Genomic DNA, 17,693 nt, shown 5'->3' with positions numbered 1-17,693 from the left:
TGTCAATATGACATTGTGTTGTCATAATGACAGCGGAGGACAGCATGGGATTTTCAGTTGATGTACTTACCGGTATTGCCATTGCCTTACAGCGGGATATAGGCCATCAGGATCGCTTTCAGCGTCTGGTCTCCACGCTGCGCCGGGTGCTGAATTGTGATGCGGCCGCACTGCTGCGTTATGAATCACATCAGTTTATTCCGCTGGCGATTGACGGGCTGTCGCCGGATGTTCTCGGCCGCCGCTTCCGGCTGGATGCGCATCCCAGGCTGGAAGCCATCGCCCGTGCCGGGGATGTCGTCCGTTTTCCCGCAGACAGTCAGTTGCCTGATCCTTATGACGGACTGATCCCGGATCATATCCATCTGAAAGTACACGCCTGCGCCGGTCTGCCGCTGTTTGCCGGGCAAAACCTTATCGGCGCGCTGACACTCGACAGCCTTGCACCGGATCAGTTTGATACATTCAGTGATGAGGAATTACGCCTGATTGCTGCTCTGGCCGCCGGAGCACTCAATAATGCCCTGCTTATCGGTCAGCTCGAGAATCAGCAGCTGGCTTTCAGCGCTTCCGCCGGGCTGGCGGCAGGGCAATCCGGCGGACAAACTGATATTATCGGCCTTTCGCCCTGCATGATACAGCTGAAGAAAGAGATAGCCATTGTGGCCGGTGCGGATATGAATGTGCTGGTCAGCGGCGAAACCGGAACCGGTAAAGAGTTGGTGGTGCAGTCCATTCACGAATTATCCGCCCGCCGGGATCACCCCCTGGTGTATCTTAATTGTGCGGCACTGCCGGAATCCGTGGCAGAAAGTGAATTATTCGGGCATGTCAAAGGCGCGTTTACCGGTGCTATCAGCAACCGCAGCGGGAAATTTGAAATGGCGGATAACGGTACCCTGTTTCTGGATGAGATCGGTGAGCTGTCACCGGCGTTACAGGCCAAACTGCTGCGGGTCTTACAGTATGGTGATATCCAGCGGATCGGGGATGACAGGCCGCTGCGGGTAAATGTCCGCGTGCTGGCTGCCACCAACCGGGATCTGCGGGCGGAAGTTGCCGCAGGCCACTTCCGGGCCGATCTGTTCCACCGGCTCAGTATCTTCCCGTTACAGGTACCGCCGCTGCGGGAACGCCATGAAGATATCCTGCTGCTGACCGGCTATTTCTGCGAACGCTACCGCCAGACGTTTGGTTTACCACAGGTGGTGATAAGTCCTGCGTTACGCCTGGCGCTGCTGCACTATCACTGGCCGGGTAATGTACGGGAGCTGGAACATGCAGTACACCGCGCCATTGTGCTGGCGCGAGCTACCGGCAACAGTGAAGAGTTGCTGTTGCAACCTCATCACTTCTCACCGGAAGAAATTCCTGAACCTGTTGTCAGCCCTGAATCCGCTCCCGCAGAGGCCGATCAGGATCTGCGCACAGCCACCGATGCCTTTCAGACGGAGCTTATCCGCACTGCCCTTACCCGCAGTGACGGCAGCTGGGCTGCGGCGGCCCGTCGTCTCGGCATTGATGCCGGAAATCTGCACCGGCTGGCAAAACGTCTGGGGCTGAAATAATCCCCGGACGGGACTTTTTGACAAATGTCATAGGGTAAGCCGCATTTTCTGCACTATGTTATGACCTCAAATGAAAATGATAACCATTACATTTATGAGGTCAGGGATAATGCAGAACAAAATCACCCGCCGCAGGCTGACACACTGCCTCGCGCTCTCACTTACTGCCGGTGTCTCCGCTGCGGCAGCGGAACCAGCACCGGACACCATTATTGTCACCGCCGCAAAGCAAAGCTGCCTCGCACAGGAAAAAGAAAAACTGGAGAATATCGCGGGCGGCACCAACCTGATTATGGTTGAAAAAGATACCCGGCTGGCGACACTGCATGATGCGCTGGATTATCAGCCCGGTGTGCTGGTGCAGAATTTCTTCGGCGGTATTGATCAGCCACGGCTGAATATCCGCGGCTCCGGCGTACAGAGTGCCCCGCTGGCACGCGGTATTCTGCTGATGCAGGACGGGCTGCCGGTCACCGATGCGGACGGCAGTTTCCATATCAGCACCCTGGAAATGCGGGATGCACGGATGATCAGTGTCCGGCGCGGAGCCAACAGCCTGAATCCGCAGAGTAACAGCCTGGGCGGAGAACTGGATCTGATTTCCTATACCGGCCGTGACGAAGGCGGACGCCTGCGCTATGAATACGGTTCTTACGGCCGTGAAGGTTTGCAGACGGCATTCGGCGGTGTATCAGATGACGGCCGCTTCGACGGACGCATCAATTTCACTTATGACCATTTCGACGGCTACCGCAAACACTCCTCATCACAGCGCAAAACCGTGCGCGGTAATTTTGGCTATACCGCGGATAATTTTGAAAACCGCACTTCCCTCAACTGGACCGATCTGCGCTTTGATGTCGCCGGACCGGTTTCCGAAGCGGTACTCGACAGTGACCCGACAGAGGTTTACCCGATGGTCTGGCTGCGGGATCCGCACCGCAATGTGGAGCAGTTCCGTGCCGCCAACCGTTCGGACTGGCAGATAGATAATCAGCGCATCAGTGCCGGTGTCTGGTATATCCGCACTCATGATAATTTCACTACCCCGGCCTATTACCGTTTCAGTCAGAGCCACAGTGAAGGTATGCAACTGGGCTGGCAGATGGAAACCGAGCCGGTCTCCTGGCGGGCAGTGCTGGCGGCGGATCATATGAGTCTGGAAACCGATCTGATGCAAAACCGGCGCGGCACAAAGATGGACAAAACACCGATCGGTAAGTTTGACGGCAACGCAGACAATATTTATGCCTCTGCCGGTGCCGGTATTCATCTGACACCGGATCTGACCCTGAATCTGGATCTCAAAGCCACACATGCACGACGGGATACAGAAAAGCGCAACAGTTCCGTTTCACTGGATCAGAGCTGGACCTTCTGGACACCCAAAGCCGGGGTGATCTGGCATCCGGCGGATAATCAGCGCTGGTTTGCTAACGTCAGTGCCAGTCAGGAGCCCGCGACCTTCCATGAAATTATTAACTCCTCAGACGGCCGCCTGACAAAACTGGATCCGCAGAAAGGCGTAACTTTCGAAATCGGCGGCGATGGTGATTTTACTGAACAACTAAAATGGAATGTGGCGCTCTACCGCAGTTTCATTAAGGATGAATACATCACAACCTATGATTCAGAAGGTAATATCACCGGGGTCTTTAACTATGCCGCCAAAACCCGCCATCAGGGGCTGGAAGCCGGTATTAACGGCGTGATCCCGGCTGGTCCGGGAGATGTGGAATATAAACTGGCCTGGACGTGGAATGATTTCCGCTTTATGGGCGGTGAGTATAACGGCAATTATATCGCCGGCATTCCGCGTAATATTGTCTCTGCGGAAGTGCTGTACCGAATCGGTGACTGGCGTTTCGGCCCGAATATTCACTGGGCACCGACCGACATGGCCGTCGATCACGAAAACCATCTCGATATTCAGAAGCGCAAACACTATGCAGTTCTCGGGCTGAGAGGCACTTATCAGCCGGCGGATAACTGGTCGCTCTATATGTCGATGGATAACCTGACCAACGAGCACTATGCGACCACCTCTGTGGCGAACCGCTCAGTCACCGCCAAAGACAGCACCCTGTTCCCGGGGATGGGATTCAGTGTCAACGGCGGAATCACCTATAATTTCTGATCTTACTGATATAAGAAATCCCCGCCGGAAAACCGGACGGGGATTTTTTTATTTATTCAGAACGGACGCTGCGCCGGGATAGCCAGTTCCGCCAGATAGGATTCATTGGTGATCCGCACCGCGTCTTTATCAATCCCGATAAACGCTTTCTGCCGCCAGCCGGAAAACAGACGGCTGAGGGTTTCATAACGGACGCCCAGTTTTGCGGCTAACTGCCCGCGCGATAACGGCAGTACCACACAATCCGATTGCTGACACCGTTTCAGATCCAGCAGATAAGCCGCCAGCCGCTGCTCTGCGGAACTGGAGGTCAGCCAGTCGATATGGTTGATATTCTCATACAGCTTCAGACTGAACCGCGCCAGTAATTGCGCCATAATTGCCGGACAGGCATGACACAGCCGTAAAATCGCCTGTTTATCCAGCATCAGCGCACTGCTGTCTGTTTTCGCCCGCAGGCTCATCGGGAAACGGTTATGCGGCATAAAGACAGCGGCGATCGCCACCAGCTCACCGGCAGTAAACATACCAAATACTTTTTCCTCACCCGACCAGGTGTGACGGAAAACATCAATCTGCCCGCTGATCATCAGCGGACAGGCTTTTACTGTTTCCCCTTCACGACTGATCAATTCCCCCGCCGCAAACTGACGATGTGTGCTGTCTGCCAGTACAAGCGCCAGATCATCCTCCTCTGCCGCCTGAAATAACGGACACGACCGGAGGATCGCCATTTGCTGTGCGTGGGCATGGGTCTTTTTGACAAATGTCATAGGGTTTTCCTCTCAGTGCGGCCAGAATAAATGCAATTATAAATGATAACCAATCGCATTATCAATTTAATCATAAAATAAAAGGCGAATAACCTTATGATTAGTAATAGATTTACATTATTGCCGGTACTGTTTTTTACCTGCACAACAGCAGCTTATGCCGCAAAAGGTGCCGTGCATTTTACCGATATGTCACAGCAGAATATTGAACTGGCCGCACCTGCACAGCGGATTGTGGTGATCCCGATTCCTGCCGCCTCCATGCTGGTCAGCGTTGACGAGAGCAGAAAAAGGCTCGCCGGGATGCATCCTTTCGCCGGTGTCGCCGCTCGTGACGGTATGCTCAGTGTGATGTTTCCGGATGTCCTCTCTGTACGCAGTGATGTGGTAGGGAATGATTTTGCCCCCAATATTGAAGCCCTGCTCTCGGTTAACCCGGATCTGGTCTGGCAATGGGGACACCGGGGCGATGACATTATTACGCCGATGCGCAATGCCGGCCTGACGGTCGCCACGCTGGATTACGGCAAAGAGGCCTATACACAGGAGTGGTTAACCCTGATGGGGAAAACCCTCGGCAAAGAAACCAAAACGGACGGGCTGATTGCCTGGCGCAAACAGGTGATCAACCAGCTGGAAAACAGTGTTGCTGCTATTCCGGAAGACAAACAACCGCGTGTGCTCTATCTCTCTCATTTTAAACAGAGTATTCAGACGTTCGGATCCACGTCTCATAACAATGCGGATTTTGCACTTGCCGGAGGTGTCAGCCTCAACCGTGACCTGACCGGGCCGCGTACCCTGAATATCGAGCAGATTCTGGTGTGGGATCCGGACATTATCCTGCTGGGCAATTTTGAGGCCGGACTGGCACCCGCGGATATTTATAACAACCCGATGCTCAGTGACGTGACGGCGGTAAAGAATAAACGGGTCTATAAACTGCCGATCGGCGGTTTTATCTGGGATGCGCCTAATCAGGAAACACCGCTTTACTGGCAGTGGCTGGCTCAGATTTTTCATCCGGAAAGTGCGGCATTTCCGCTGCGCGAAGAGATCCGCAAACGCTATCTGCAACTGTACGGCTATTCTCTCAGCGATGAGGAAACAGACCGCATTCTGCAGCTCGAACTGAACCGGGAAGGCCGTGATTATCTGACACTGATGGGGCGGCCATGATGCGAAAGGTTTATTTACAGTGGTGCCTGTTATCCGCACTGTTATTACTGACCATCGTGCTTGCGCTGTGTGCCGGCCGCTATGCGGTCTCTGTGACAACGGTTCAGCAAATCCTGGCGGATACCCTGACCGGTCGCAGCCCGTCTGCAGAATACAGCCGCACCGCTGAAAATGTGGTGTTGTATGTCCGTCTGCCGCGCATTCTGATCGCCGGACTGGCCGGTGCCGGGCTCGCAGTTGCCGGTGCCGCATTACAGGGCATTTTCCGCAACCCGCTGGTGGGGCCGCAGATTATCGGTGTTTCATCCGGCGCGGCGCTGGGCGGCGCACTGGCATTGCTGCTCTTCTCCTCTTTATTTATCACTATCAGTTTTGCTTTTCTCGGCGGTCTGCTGGCCATTGTACTGGTCTTTCTGCTGGGGCTGAACAGGCACGGCAGCAGTCTTCTGATGCTGATCCTCGCAGGCGTGATTATTAATGCTTTTTTTGCCGCCCTGATTTCGCTGATCACCTATTTTGCGGATCCGAACAATACCCTGCAAACCATCGTGTTCTGGCTGATGGGGAGTTTTGCCACCGCAACCTACCTGAAAGTGAGCGTGTTACTGCCGGTTGTCATCATTGCAGGCGGGATTATTTTTGCCCTCCGCTTCCGCATCAATGTGCTGTCCCTCGGCGAGGAAAACGCACAGGCGCTGGGGCTGCCCGTCACCGTAACCCGCTGGACTATCCTGGTCTGCGTCACGCTGATCACCAGCGCCACCGTGGCCGTTTCCGGCACCATCGGCTGGGTCGGACTGATTATTCCGCATATCGCACGACTGACCAGCGGACATGACCATCGCACCCTGCTCCCCGCCAGTGCCCTGACCGGTGCGATTTATCTGATCGCCGTCGATACCCTGGCGCGCAGTATGACCAGTGCCGAGATCCCGCTGAGTATCATCACCGCGCTGATCGGGGCACCGATTTTCGCCCTGCTCATTCACTCCATGAATAAAAAGGTGGCAGACCTGTGATCCGTGTTAATCAGCTCAGTTACCACACCGGTAAACGTCCGTTATTTGACGGGCTGACATTCCGCCAGCCGCCGGGCACTATCGCCGCCATTCTCGGCCCGAACGGTCGCGGAAAAACCACTCTGCTGCGCCTGCTGCTCAGCCTGCAAAAAGGGGCAACCGGCACTGTGCGGCTCAGTGCACCGGCAGCCTATGTGCCGCAACTCAGCGGCGCACTGTTCAATTACTCTGTCCGCACCATGGTCAGTCTCGGCAGGGTTCGCCATCTTCCCTGGTATGCATCCCCGTCGCGGCGTGATCATGACATCACCGAACAGGCAATGGCTGACCTCGGATTAACCCCGTTTGCGGACACCGCATTTAACCTTCTCAGCGGCGGTGAAAAACAAATGGTGATGATTGCCCGCGCACTGGCCGGTGAACCGGACATTCTGATCCTGGATGAACCCACTTCCGCGCTGGATCTGGCTAACCAGGACATAGTTCTCTCTGTTCTGAAAATGCTGGCCGCCGAACGCGGTAAAACAATCCTTTTTACCAGCCATTATCCACAGCATGCCCTGCATATTGCGGATTATTCACTGTTACTGTTTGACGGCACACAGGCGCAGTTTGGTCAGACACCCGCACTGCTGACGGAAGAGAATCTGGGAAAGCTGTATCAGCTTCCGGTTTCTGTCGTGCCGGTTAACTCCCCGCACCGGCAGACCTGCGGCGTGATCCCGCTGTTCCGCTGAACCCATTTATTACCTGATTAACCATAAGGATATTTATTATGAGCAATAACACGATTACCCCGGCAGAAGCATTAGTGATTGCCGATCTGGTGAACTACACCGAACAAGGTATTTCCAGCCGCGTTCTCGCTAAAAACAGCGGCGGCAATATCACCCTGTTTGCCTTTGATAAAGGCCAGGCGCTCTCTGAGCACAGCGCCCCGTTTGATGCCATTGTGATGATTGCCGAAGGTTCGCTGATCCTGACCATTGCCGGAAAACCGGTGACGGCAAAACCCGGGGATATTGTCCGTATGCCGGCCAATATTCCTCATGCTGTGGACGCACCGGAGCGGGCAAAAATGCTGCTGGTGATGTTACGTGAACCGGAAAACAAACAGGATTGAATAATGGAAAGCACACATACCGGTCATGAAGCCGGACACAAATTTCTGGCGCGTCTGGGTAAAAAACGCCTGCGCCCGGGGGGCCGCACCGCCACTGAATGGCTGTTATCACACAGCGGATTGCAGACCAACAGCCGGGTGCTGGAAATTGCCTGCAATATGGGTACCACCGCCATTGAAATCGCCCAGCGTTTTCAGTGTCATATTACCGGCATTGATATGGATAAACAGGCACTTGCCAATGCGAGGAAAAATATCCTCACTAACGGGTTATCGCACCTTATCACCGTGCAGGAAGCGGATGCCTCAAAACTGCCGTTCCCGGATAATCATTTTGATGTTGTTATCAACGAAGCCATGCTGACCATGTATGCGGACAAAGCCAAAGCCCGTCTGTTACAGGAATATTTCCGGGTACTGAAGCCCGGCGGCCGTCTGCTGACCCACGATATCGCGCTGACAGAGCGGCGTGAAAATGAATGTGTCACGCAGGAAATGCAGGCTGCCATTCATGTCAAAGCACAACCGATGCTGAGTGATGACTGGCTGGCACTGTTTCGTGACGCGGGTTTCCGTGATGTGATCCGCTCGGAGGGGGCGATGACATTAATGACACCAAAAGGCATGCTGCACGACGAAGGACTTTCCGGCACGCTGAAAATCATCCGCAACGCCCTGAAAAAAGAGAATCGCCCGCAGTTTTTACAGATGTTCCGCCATTTCCGGCAGAACCGTGATCGCCTGCGCTATATTGCCATTGTCAGTACAAAATAATAAGCAGTGAGTTATGTCGTGAAGGTGAAAACCACCGGATTTGTTAAGTCCGGTGGTTTTGCAGAAATTATGAGACCTTCAGAGATTCACATTATCTGAGAATCAGTGTTGTCCGGGGTCCTGTGAAAACAGCCCCGGAAATACATTATGTTTCCGGGGGTTATATTTCATCAAAATAAGTAACGATATCCCAGGTTAAAATCATTCTGGTTAAATTTAGAGCCATTGCTTCCTGTATATTCAATAAATAACAAATGCTGTTTATCTAAAGTAATATCCGCACCGGCACCATATTCAACCCATGAACCTGCCAGCATTAAACGCTCCCTGCTATTATTCAGATAATATACCTGTTCACCATTGAATTCATGAGCAATATTTATTTTCCCGTATACTGTTACCGGAGCGGTACTGTGAATATTGTATCCTGTATTTACACCAACACGGCCAATCGTTGATAACTGGTTATCAAATTTGACCTTTAATCCGTTGCTGTTGTTGATATCATTACTGCTAATGTGACTCAGTGTCATCTGAGCATTTGGTTCAACATAAAACGTTTTTTCCTTTTGATTCAGGATATAAATACGTTTACCCAGTTCCGCTGATGCCGTTAAGGAGTAACCATTTCCGGAACCATTAACCTGCATCCCCGCAGTATCTCTCATATCTAATTTATTATCATAATATGAGTATTTACCGTAAAAATCCGCATACCATTCACTTTCACTTAAATATGTTGCATAACCGGCAAAAGAATAACTTTTCTGATCACCATCTCCGTTACTGTAATCCTGAGAGGAATCAGTATAATTCAGAGAACCGCCGAGCATCCAGTAGTCCGCACTTTCAGGTTGAAGAATATGATCAAAACCAACCTGGACGCCTGAGTAATTCATATCAAATTTATCGAGACTTCCACTTTGGAATGAATCAAATTTACCATGGTAAGTTCTGGCCCAAAGACCACTTCCCTCCGGATTATTCCGTAATGAACTCATTCTCCGCTGTAAATTTTCCTGCTCAGCCAGGTTTAAATAATAATTTCCGACAACGGTATTAACACTGGTTTTTGCTACCGGTGTTTTTGTCCCTTCTGACGGTTTATCTTCTTCCGGAGGTATTTTATCTCCCGGCGGAACTTTACCGACTGAAGCAACTTCCCATATTGTACTGTCGGGGTCATTATCTTTACGTTGTACGGTGTATAAATATCCGCCGAATTCATAGTCATGAACAGCAGTAAAAGTAGCAACTCCGTCAGTTGTAAAGATAATATCTTTCGTCTCGGTGCCATTGGTATTCATGCTGCCATCATTTACCAATCCCACCTGATGTGCGCCTTTTGATGTACCGGAAACGCGCAAAGTATCACTGGTATTATTATCAAAGTTAACTTTGAAGTTCCATAATGCGGCACCATCCAGTTTTTTGACAGAAACATTGTTATATTCAGTTGAATGTGTGAAATCGACCACGCTGTTATTACTCAGTGACAGGTTGCCGAGGTTGGAATTTCCGGTCACGTTCCATACCGAGTCTGTACCACTCCAGTTAATCTGACTTCTGCCATTTTCCCTGATACTTCCTGTAATAACGGTCTGACTCTGTTCATTCCTGTTTGTTACCAGATTTATCTTACTGTATTGATAAGCAGCAATGTCACCCTGTATTTCAGTATGTCCATTTATATTAGCAATACTGTGAAGATCTGTCTGAACAGCATACGCTTTTTCACCTTCCGATATGATGGACAGATTTTCTGCTGTAAGAGTACCACCGTGAAGGAGTACACCAAAACTTCCATCGCCTTTATTATTAATATTGGTATTTTTTAATTCTGCTTTATTGCTATATCCGTCATTAACATAGATACCTGCTCTGATGTCAGAGTTTTTACCTGAATCAAAACCAGGCACAGCATTTAAATTTACAATAAGGCCGTTTGCTTCAAGTTTATTATTACTGTCATCTAAAAGTGCAACTCCCATAACGCCGGTGTTAATGACTGAGCCCGCACCTAAATTGGCTTGTGAGCCATCCAGCATTAAAATACCCGATGTTGAACCATTGGCATTTAATTCAATATTATTCGCATTTAAAACAGAACTATTGTCCAGAAAAATTGCGGTAGAATCAGTCCACGACGTGGTGGTTTTTTTGAGATTATTCACAGTGATTTTACTGTTACTTCCCAGATTCAGATTAGCTCGTTTAGCATAAATACCATTCGCGCTTCCTTTTTCAGATAAAGATTCTGCATTAACTTCGAGATTATCTGACTTTAACTCACCGTTCTCAAGATAAAGGCCACTGCCGCCTGATAACGACCTCATTGTGATAACAGATCCATTACCTAAGTCGTGCTTTTGTTTTCCGCTTAATTTTATGCCGTAGGCTGTACCACTGTATTTACTGTTATCTAATTTGACGTTTATATTTCCTCCCTGAAAATTCAATGGGATATTGTATCCTGATACCGCATAACCGTTCTCTTTTACTTCAACAATATCACCAGCTTTCAGTTTTATCGTTGTCAAATCGACCGGGAGTGTGTATTTATCGGCGTAAGCCATCCCCGCCTGCATAGCAAGCAGAAGTACAAATATATTATTTGTATTCATAATTTAACCTTGAAATAGAATGTTTAACTTTTTCACTCCCAAAATAACAACAATGCCATTCCTTTGTAATTCTATCGCATAGTAATAATAAAAAATTGCAATTACATAGCTAATATTGCTATTAGCATAATTGAAAGTAAAATTAGCATATACAGAAAGTTCTGAAATTTATTTATAAAAAATCTGTGACTTGTGAATAAAATGTATTAACCACTACGTTATGTGTGATATGCGTTCCCTTTAGTTTATTATGAGCAGTCTTTTATTGAGTTTTTTGGGCTTATATTTCATTAACTATTCTTGGGTTATTTGAAACAAGGAAAATCGATAATTAACTATATTGTTTCATCATATCTATACCATTAAATATTACAGACAGATAAATTACGGCTGATTTACTAAATAGATACATACCGGCAACCAGATACAGATCTGCCGGATATGCGGTTGAGCAATTTTCAATTGGGTTATACAGAAGTACTCCAAAGAGGAAGGCAACATAACAATATCCCGCCTGCTATACGATAATAACAGGCATATAATACCTGAATATTATTGCGGAACAGATGGAACACGTCAGCGCAAAATGCCTCATCCATGTTCCACATTGTCAACAATCTGTTAAAACCCGCCCTCAGGCTTATTCAGAATATGGTCTTCCCAGTTTTGTACCACACTTTCTGTGACGGCTATGTGGCGGACAGTAATGCCTTTCTGGTGCATCAGGGATTTGGATCCGCTGATTAGCGGGTGCCAGGGTAATAACGGTTTACCTTCCATGACCAAGCGGTAAGCGCAGGTCATCGGCAGCCAGGCGTCAAATGTCGGCAGGTTTTCCCGCGTCAGTTTGATGCAGTCCGGCTCATAGCGGAAACGGTCTTCATAATGACGGCACTGACAGCTTTTAATATCCAGCTGGTTGCAGGCCACATCGGTGAAATAGATTTCATCGGTGTCTGCGTCCATCAGTTTCTGCAAACAGCATTGTCCGCAGCCATCACACAGTGATTCCCACTCTTCGTCACTCATTTCATCGAGGGTTTTCACCGTCCAGAATGGTTGAGACATGTTCTTTTTTCCTTTTACTTCGTGGCTGACCCGTTTCAGATAATCCGCGTGGTCAGCATGTGATCATTTACAGAGATTTTCAGCATATCGCCCGATACCAGCGGCCCGACACCTTCCGGTGTGCCGGTCAGGATAATATCCCCCGGACGCAGCGTGAAATAGCGGGACATATAGCTAATCAGCGGTATCACCGGCGTCAGCATTTCGCGGGTGTTTCCCTGCTGGCGCAATTCATTATTAACGGTCAGGCTCAGGGTGACATTCTGCGGATCCGGGAATTCATTGACCGGAATAAACCCGGACACCGGTGCAGAGCCGTCAAATGCCTTACTTTTTTCCCACGGCTGCCCTGCCGCCTTTAATTTCATCTGCACATCGCGCAGTGTTAAGTCCAGCGCGACACCAAAACCGGCAATCGCCCGGGCGCAGCGGTCTTCATTGGCCTGTTTCAGCGGAGCGCCGATCAGAACCGCCAGTTCGGTTTCGTGATGCACTTCGCCGAACTCTTTCGGAATGGCGACCGGCTGGCGCAGATCGCACAGTGCCGTTTCAGGTTTAATAAAAAGAAGGGGTTCTGCGGATGCCTGTGATTTCATCTCCGCAACATGCTTTGCATAATTCAGCCCCACACATACCACTTTCCCGACCGGAAAATCCAGGAGAGCGCCCTGCCAGTCACGATGCTGATACATAGTCTTACCCCTTTAATTTATTATTCTGATGACATCAGCGGATTTCCGCACCGACATTATCCGCCATCAGTGAAACACTGAGTGCGAAGAAGTACGAGCGGTTCCAGTGCATGATGGTGATAAAGTTCTGTGTGACCAGATACACCCGCTCCTGCTTATCTTCCGGTACGACTAACCACATCGGGGTCGATTCCGGCAGATTTGCCTGTGCAGGGAGTGTCACACCCAGGGCTTTCCACTGCGCCAGTGTTTTGCTCTGGTTTTTCTTTGTTCCCTCAATGCTGCGGTCAAAGCCTGCGGGAACAGTCACTTCATATCCCCACGGCAGCCCTTTTACCCAGCCTTCAGTGGCCAGATAATTTGCGGTGGATGCAAACACATCTGCTTTGTTATTCCAGATATCCACCACGCCGTCGCCGTCACCGTCCACGGCATAAGTCAGATAGCTGGCCGGCATAAACTGGTTTTGTCCCATCGCACCGGCCCAGGAGCCTTTCAGCTGCTGATCTGCCGGGATATGGCCCTGGTCGATAATCTGCAGTGCCGCGATAAACTGTTTGATAAACATTTCTTCGCGGCGGCCTTCATAGGCCAGGGTTGCCAGGGCGGAAATCACATCTTCTTTACCCTGATAACGGCCGAAACCGCTTTCCAGTCCCCACAGGGAGACAATATATTCCTGCGGCACGCCGTAACGCTGACTGATACCGGATAACAGCGCCGCATTGGCATCATGCTGTTTTACTGCGGCGCTGACAGCACCTTTAGTCACACGGCGGGCCAGATAATCATCCAGCGTGACTTTTTTCTCCGGCTGGTTTTTATCAGACGTTATAACACGTTCGATAAAATGAAAATTCTCAAAAGCGCGGGTCAGTGTGGATTCTTTAATACCCTCCTGACGCGCCATCGCTTTCAGCTGTTCAGCATAGGCCGGAAATTGTTCTGCTGTCCGTGAGTCAGCCGGAAATTCCCGCTGTAAATCCGCCACGGACAACCGTGCTGCAGCTGTCTGTTGTGCTGCCGGGACATCAGCCGTTAATTTTGCCGGTAAAACCGGTGTCTGAGATGCACTGCAGGCCGTCAGCGATGCCGTAATAATCACGGCGCTTAATAATGTCAGGCGCATAGCGATATCCTTTCTGGTTATTTCGCGGGGATTATTATTAGGATTTATCCTGAATATTCAGTGTATCCCGGTATTCTGATAACAGATCTTCCACCGGTGGCGGGAACTGCAGATAATAACCGGCATCGATCAGTTCCTGTTTCACTTTCTCAATATCCGCATTGGCCAGTTTATCGCGGTTAGCAAGGTTGATCAGCATGCTGAAGACAGGCTTGCCGAAACTTTTCAGCAACTCTTCCGGGATACGAGAGAAATCATCTTTCTTTTCGATGAACAAATAGGTTTGATCGCGGTTCGGACTTCTGTAAATTGCACACAACATTGGAATTATCCCGTTTAAATCAAATCGTGACTTGCCAGTAAATGGCACTAACTATAACATGCTATTGTTTTTGATAATATCGTTACCCGGCATTGCGTCGCTGCAATGCAATTTATATATGGCTGAATAGCGGGCCGCTAATTATACTGAGTCGGACAGATGTCACCATCGCCAATTGATCTTAAAGGCAGTAACTTCACACTTTCGGTTCTTCATCTGAATAATGAGGATCCTCAGATTATTGAACAGGCTGTGCGCGAAAAAGTCAGCCAGGCGCCTGCCTTTTTCCAGAATGCCCCTGTTGTGCTTAATGTCAGCCAGATTTCATCCGGCGCGAACCTGAAAATTATCTGCCGGGCCGTCACTGAGGCCGGTTTGCGGATTGTCGGGATCAGCGGCTGTCAGGATGAGAAAATGCGCCGGGCTGCAACCCGCAGCGGGCTTCCGCTGCTCAATGAGGGCAAGAGTGCCCGTGTTGCTGAACCGGAAGCGCCGGAGCCTGAAACACCGGCAGTATCATCCGCCGCAGATTCATCCTGCCGGAAGACCCGGCTGATTAATGTGCCTGTCCGTTCCGGCCAGCGCATTTATGCACCGAACAGTGACCTTATCGTGACCGCCAATGTCAGTGCGGGCGCGGAACTCATTGCGGACGGTAATATTCATATTTACGGGCTGATGCGCGGACGTGTGTTAGCCGGCGCGGCAGGTGATACGGAAAGCCAGATTTTCTGCACTCATCTGCATGCGGAACTGATTTCTATCGCCGGACAATATTGGCTGAGTGATCAAATCCCCGGCGAATTTGCCGGGAAAGCGGCCAAACTCAGTCTGGTTAATAATGAACTCACTATCAACAATCTAATATAGACCTTTAACAAGGAATAATTCCATGGCACGCATTTTAGTTGTTACTTCAGGTAAAGGTGGCGTAGGCAAAACCACTTCCAGCGCGGCCATAGCGACCGGCCTTGCCCAGAAAGGAAAGAAAACCGTTGTGATCGATTTTGATATCGGTCTGCGTAACCTTGACTTAATCATGGGGTGTGAGCGTCGCGTCGTGTATGACTTCGTGAACGTTATTCAGGGCGATGCCACACTGAATCAGGCACTTATCAAAGATAAGCGGACTGAAAATTTATTTATCCTGCCTGCATCGCAGACCCGCGATAAAGATGCGCTGACCCGTGAAGGTGTGGAGAAAGTGCTGAACGAATTAGGTGAGATGGACTTTGATTTCATCATCTGTGACTCCCCGGCAGGGATTGAGAGCGGCGCACTGATGGCGCTCTATTTTGCTGATGAAGCCATTATTACCACCAACCCTGAAGTTTCATCTGTCCGCGACTCTGACCGTATTCTCGGGATCCTGTCCTCCAAATCCCGCCGTGCGGAACAGGGACAGGAGCCGATTAAAGAGCATCTGCTGCTTACCCGTTACAACCCGGGCCGTGTCAGCCGCGGTGATATGCTGAGTATGGAAGATGTGCTGGAAATCCTGTGCATCCCGCTTATCGGTGTGATTCCGGAGGATCAGTCTGTTCTGCGTTCATCCAACCAGGGTGAGCCGGTGATTCTGGATCAGGAATCAGATGCAGGTAAAGCTTATGACGATACTGTCGCCCGTATTCTGGGTGAAGATCGTCCTTTCCGTTTCATTGAGGAAGAGAAAAAAGGTTTCTTAAAACGCTTATTCGGGGGGTAAACCATGGCGCTGTTAGACTTCTTCCTGTCGAGAAAAAAACCGACAGCTAATATTGCAAAAGAACGTTTGCAAATCATTGTTGCAGAGCGTCGCCGCGGTGAATCTGAACCGAATTACCTTCCGGATCTGAAACGCGATTTACTGGCAGTTATCTGCAAGTATGTGCAGGTCGATCCGGAGATGCTGTCTGTCCAGTTCGAGCAGAAAGGCGATGATATATCCGTTCTTGAACTGAACGTCACGCTGCCTGAAGGCGATGAAGGCACGAAAAAAGACGAGACTGCAAAAAAAGAGTAGTTTCGGTGACTGATAACACGGCGGTTTACCCCGCCGTGTTTTTTGCTGTTTATTCCCCGGAGACAGCACCGGCTTCAACACCGGCAACCACCTCTGCCAGTGCAGTTTCCAGCAATGGTTTACGCCAGCCGTTCAGCAGTTCCGGCTCTTCGGATGCAGCCCGGAATCCCCACACTTTATTCAGATACTGGTTAATCTGACGGCGTGATGCCAGCAGTTCCGGACTGAATTGTTCCGCTTCGCTCAGCTCAGTAATGCGTGCTTTGATCGCCTTAAACGTTTTGCGGTATAACGGATGGTCGGACACATTTTCAACCGCTGGCGGATAATCGGCCTCATTCAGTACCCGGCTTTCTTCCGTTAATGCCAGCAGGCGCCTGCCGTGACAGCGGATTTCCTGCCCGGTCAGCCCCAGCCCGTCCAGCTCACCCAGCGAGGTCGGCATATAACGCGCCACTTTCCACAGATGTTCTTCACGTACCACAAAGTTGACAGCCATATCACGCTGACGCGCCTGTTCCAGCCGCCATTGCGCCAGTTTCTGTAAACAGGCCAGTTGCTGCGGACGCAGTTGTGCGGCACCGCTGAAATCGCGGTAGGCTTCCGCCGGATCAGTCTGGGTAATACGGCGCTGCGCCATCATGGCGCACTCTTCTTCCGCAGAAGCCAGGTAACCGGCAGCACGGACTTTTTCAGTCAGTTTTTCCGCCAGCGGCAGCAGGTAATACACGTCCGCTGCTGCATATTCACACTGTTTTTCTGTCAGAGGTCGCGCCAGCCAGTCAGTCCTGGATTCACTTTTATCCAGGGCAACGCCGAGGTAGGTTTCCACCAGCGTGGCAAACCCGCAGGAGAGCGGATGTCCGGTAAAGGCGGCCAGCACCTGGGTATCTACCAGCGGCTGCGGCACACATCCCATGCTGTTGAAAAAGACTTCGATATCCTCACTGCCCGCATGGAGATATTTGATCATATCCGGCGCAGTCAGTAAGGTTTTCAGCGGTGTCCAGTCAGTGATCCCCAGCGGATCGACCAGTGCGAGATGCTCCCCGTCATAAAGCTGAACCAGACCGAGATGCGGATAATAGGTCCGGATCCGGACAAACTCAGTGTCCAGAGCAAGATAAGGTTTGCCGGTAACCTGTTCACAATAGGCGGCAAGGTGTGTATCGCTGGTAATCAACTGATAATTCAAAACAACTTCTCTTAGTCTTTGACGACGTGGTTAAGTGGTGTGATACAGAATAATTCAACAGATCAGGGTATTTCAATCAATAGTCATA

The 17,693-nt window shown here is 50.3% G+C and carries 17 protein-coding genes; 10 read left to right on the top strand and 7 right to left on the bottom strand.

The features are described 5' to 3' along the window. Positions 1 to 44 precede the first annotated feature (44 nt). Positions 45 to 1,568 (top strand): nitric oxide reductase transcriptional regulator NorR, encoded by a 1,524-nt coding sequence (gene norR, locus AB7038_RS08220; RefSeq protein WP_369453090.1) that lies wholly within the window; start codon positions 45 to 47, stop codon positions 1,566 to 1,568. A 109-nt stretch (positions 1,569 to 1,677) separates the two neighbouring features. Continuing rightward, positions 1,678 to 3,705 carry a TonB-dependent receptor family protein gene (locus tag AB7038_RS08215; protein WP_369453089.1) on the top strand — a complete coding sequence of 676 codons (2,028 nt, stop codon included), beginning with the start codon at positions 1,678 to 1,680 and terminating at the stop codon, positions 3,703 to 3,705. 56 nt (positions 3,706 to 3,761) lie between these two features. On the opposite strand, the gene AB7038_RS08210 is transcribed toward AB7038_RS08215, so the two are convergent. Continuing rightward, on the bottom strand, positions 3,762 to 4,478 hold the full coding sequence (locus AB7038_RS08210; protein ID WP_369453088.1) for a Crp/Fnr family transcriptional regulator: 717 nt from the start codon (positions 4,476 to 4,478) through the stop codon (positions 3,762 to 3,764). 96 nt (positions 4,479 to 4,574) lie between these two features. Here AB7038_RS08210 and AB7038_RS08205 point away from each other — a divergent pair, with 96 nt between their 5' ends. Genes AB7038_RS08205 through AB7038_RS08185 form a run of 5 tightly spaced genes read left to right on the top strand, consistent with a single transcriptional unit; the run spans position 4,575 to position 8,573 of the window. After that, entirely contained in the window at positions 4,575 to 5,657 is a 1,083-nt protein-coding gene (locus AB7038_RS08205) for an ABC transporter substrate-binding protein (RefSeq protein ID WP_369453087.1), read from the top strand. After that, complete coding sequence (locus tag AB7038_RS08200; RefSeq protein ID WP_369453113.1) at positions 5,657 to 6,676, top strand: FecCD family ABC transporter permease; 1,020 nt, start codon at positions 5,657 to 5,659, stop codon at positions 6,674 to 6,676. Before AB7038_RS08205 ends, AB7038_RS08200 begins: the two co-directional genes overlap by 1 nt. Further along, entirely contained in the window at positions 6,673 to 7,413 is a 741-nt protein-coding gene (locus AB7038_RS08195; protein WP_369453086.1) for an ABC transporter ATP-binding protein, read from the top strand. The genes AB7038_RS08200 and AB7038_RS08195 overlap by 4 nt, the downstream gene beginning before the upstream one ends. Before the next feature lie 38 nt (positions 7,414 to 7,451). Beyond that, positions 7,452 to 7,799 (top strand): cupin domain-containing protein, encoded by a 348-nt coding sequence (locus tag AB7038_RS08190; protein WP_369453085.1) that lies wholly within the window; start codon positions 7,452 to 7,454, stop codon positions 7,797 to 7,799. Positions 7,800 to 7,802: 3 nt separating this feature from the next. Continuing rightward, a complete protein-coding gene (locus AB7038_RS08185; protein ID WP_368888405.1) occupies positions 7,803 to 8,573 on the top strand; it encodes a class I SAM-dependent methyltransferase in 771 nt (256 codons plus the stop codon). 170 nt (positions 8,574 to 8,743) lie between these two features. Here the strand turns inward: AB7038_RS08185 and AB7038_RS08180 are convergent, their stop codons facing one another. The 5 genes from AB7038_RS08180 to AB7038_RS08160 form a co-directional block, all read right to left on the bottom strand. Then, entirely contained in the window at positions 8,744 to 11,197 is a 2,454-nt protein-coding gene (locus AB7038_RS08180; RefSeq protein ID WP_369453084.1) for an autotransporter outer membrane beta-barrel domain-containing protein, read from the bottom strand. A 621-nt stretch (positions 11,198 to 11,818) separates the two neighbouring features. After that, the gene (locus tag AB7038_RS08175; RefSeq protein ID WP_024473000.1) at positions 11,819 to 12,265 is read right to left on the bottom strand and encodes a YcgN family cysteine cluster protein; all 447 of its coding nucleotides are present in this window, start codon (positions 12,263 to 12,265) and stop codon (positions 11,819 to 11,821) included. 35 nt (positions 12,266 to 12,300) lie between these two features. After that, entirely contained in the window at positions 12,301 to 12,957 is a 657-nt protein-coding gene (locus AB7038_RS08170; protein WP_004237515.1) for a fumarylacetoacetate hydrolase family protein, read from the bottom strand. 34 nt (positions 12,958 to 12,991) lie between these two features. Next, entirely contained in the window at positions 12,992 to 14,086 is a 1,095-nt protein-coding gene (locus tag AB7038_RS08165) for a lytic murein transglycosylase (RefSeq protein WP_369453083.1), read from the bottom strand. 37 nt (positions 14,087 to 14,123) lie between these two features. Further along, on the bottom strand, positions 14,124 to 14,408 hold the full coding sequence (locus AB7038_RS08160) for a YcgL domain-containing protein (RefSeq protein ID WP_369453082.1): 285 nt from the start codon (positions 14,406 to 14,408) through the stop codon (positions 14,124 to 14,126). A 159-nt stretch (positions 14,409 to 14,567) separates the two neighbouring features. On the opposite strand from AB7038_RS08160, the gene minC reads away from it, so the two are divergent. Genes minC through minE form a run of 3 tightly spaced genes read left to right on the top strand, consistent with a single transcriptional unit; the run spans position 14,568 to position 16,410 of the window. After that, positions 14,568 to 15,278: a septum site-determining protein MinC gene (minC, locus tag AB7038_RS08155; protein ID WP_368888408.1), complete on the top strand. Its 711-nt coding sequence runs from the start codon at positions 14,568 to 14,570 to the stop codon at positions 15,276 to 15,278. Between the two features lie 22 nt (positions 15,279 to 15,300). Then, the gene (gene minD / locus AB7038_RS08150) at positions 15,301 to 16,113 is read left to right on the top strand and encodes a septum site-determining protein MinD (RefSeq protein ID WP_004237510.1); all 813 of its coding nucleotides are present in this window, start codon (positions 15,301 to 15,303) and stop codon (positions 16,111 to 16,113) included. 3 nt (positions 16,114 to 16,116) lie between these two features. Next, on the top strand, positions 16,117 to 16,410 hold the full coding sequence (gene minE / locus AB7038_RS08145; protein WP_004237509.1) for a cell division topological specificity factor MinE: 294 nt from the start codon (positions 16,117 to 16,119) through the stop codon (positions 16,408 to 16,410). 49 nt (positions 16,411 to 16,459) lie between these two features. Here minE and rnd read toward each other — a convergent pair whose 3' ends face one another. Further along, the gene (gene rnd / locus AB7038_RS08140; RefSeq protein WP_368888409.1) at positions 16,460 to 17,605 is read right to left on the bottom strand and encodes a ribonuclease D; all 1,146 of its coding nucleotides are present in this window, start codon (positions 17,603 to 17,605) and stop codon (positions 16,460 to 16,462) included. Between the last annotated feature and the right edge of the window lie 88 nt (positions 17,606 to 17,693).

It is taken from the genome of Morganella morganii, from assembly GCF_041099235.1.
GTDB lineage: Bacteria > Pseudomonadota > Gammaproteobacteria > Enterobacterales > Enterobacteriaceae > Morganella > Morganella morganii_E.
Note: the sequence above shows the minus strand (reverse complement) of the source record. Positions and strands in the feature narration are given on the sequence as shown.

Bases quoted from the DNA above. Each gene is read 5' to 3' on its own strand.
- norR (WP_369453090.1), top strand. From the start codon at position 45: ATGGGATTTTCAGTTGATGTACTTACCGGTATTGCCATTGCCTTACAG.
- AB7038_RS08215 (WP_369453089.1), top strand. From the start codon at position 1,678: ATGCAGAACAAAATCACCCGCCGCAGGCTGACACACTGCCTCGCGCTC.
- AB7038_RS08210 (WP_369453088.1), bottom strand. From the start codon at position 4,478: ATGACATTTGTCAAAAAGACCCATGCCCACGCACAGCAAATGGCGATC.
- AB7038_RS08205 (WP_369453087.1), top strand. From the start codon at position 4,575: ATGATTAGTAATAGATTTACATTATTGCCGGTACTGTTTTTTACCTGC.
- AB7038_RS08200 (WP_369453113.1), top strand. From the start codon at position 5,657: ATGCGAAAGGTTTATTTACAGTGGTGCCTGTTATCCGCACTGTTATTA.
- AB7038_RS08190 (WP_369453085.1), top strand. From the start codon at position 7,452: ATGAGCAATAACACGATTACCCCGGCAGAAGCATTAGTGATTGCCGAT.
- AB7038_RS08185 (WP_368888405.1), top strand. From the start codon at position 7,803: ATGGAAAGCACACATACCGGTCATGAAGCCGGACACAAATTTCTGGCG.
- AB7038_RS08180 (WP_369453084.1), bottom strand. From the start codon at position 11,197: ATGAATACAAATAATATATTTGTACTTCTGCTTGCTATGCAGGCGGGG.
- AB7038_RS08175 (WP_024473000.1), bottom strand. From the start codon at position 12,265: ATGTCTCAACCATTCTGGACGGTGAAAACCCTCGATGAAATGAGTGAC.
- AB7038_RS08170 (WP_004237515.1), bottom strand. From the start codon at position 12,957: ATGTATCAGCATCGTGACTGGCAGGGCGCTCTCCTGGATTTTCCGGTC.
- AB7038_RS08165 (WP_369453083.1), bottom strand. From the start codon at position 14,086: ATGCGCCTGACATTATTAAGCGCCGTGATTATTACGGCATCGCTGACG.
- AB7038_RS08160 (WP_369453082.1), bottom strand. From the start codon at position 14,408: ATGTTGTGTGCAATTTACAGAAGTCCGAACCGCGATCAAACCTATTTG.
- minC (WP_368888408.1), top strand. From the start codon at position 14,568: ATGTCACCATCGCCAATTGATCTTAAAGGCAGTAACTTCACACTTTCG.
- minD (WP_004237510.1), top strand. From the start codon at position 15,301: ATGGCACGCATTTTAGTTGTTACTTCAGGTAAAGGTGGCGTAGGCAAA.
- minE (WP_004237509.1), top strand. From the start codon at position 16,117: ATGGCGCTGTTAGACTTCTTCCTGTCGAGAAAAAAACCGACAGCTAAT.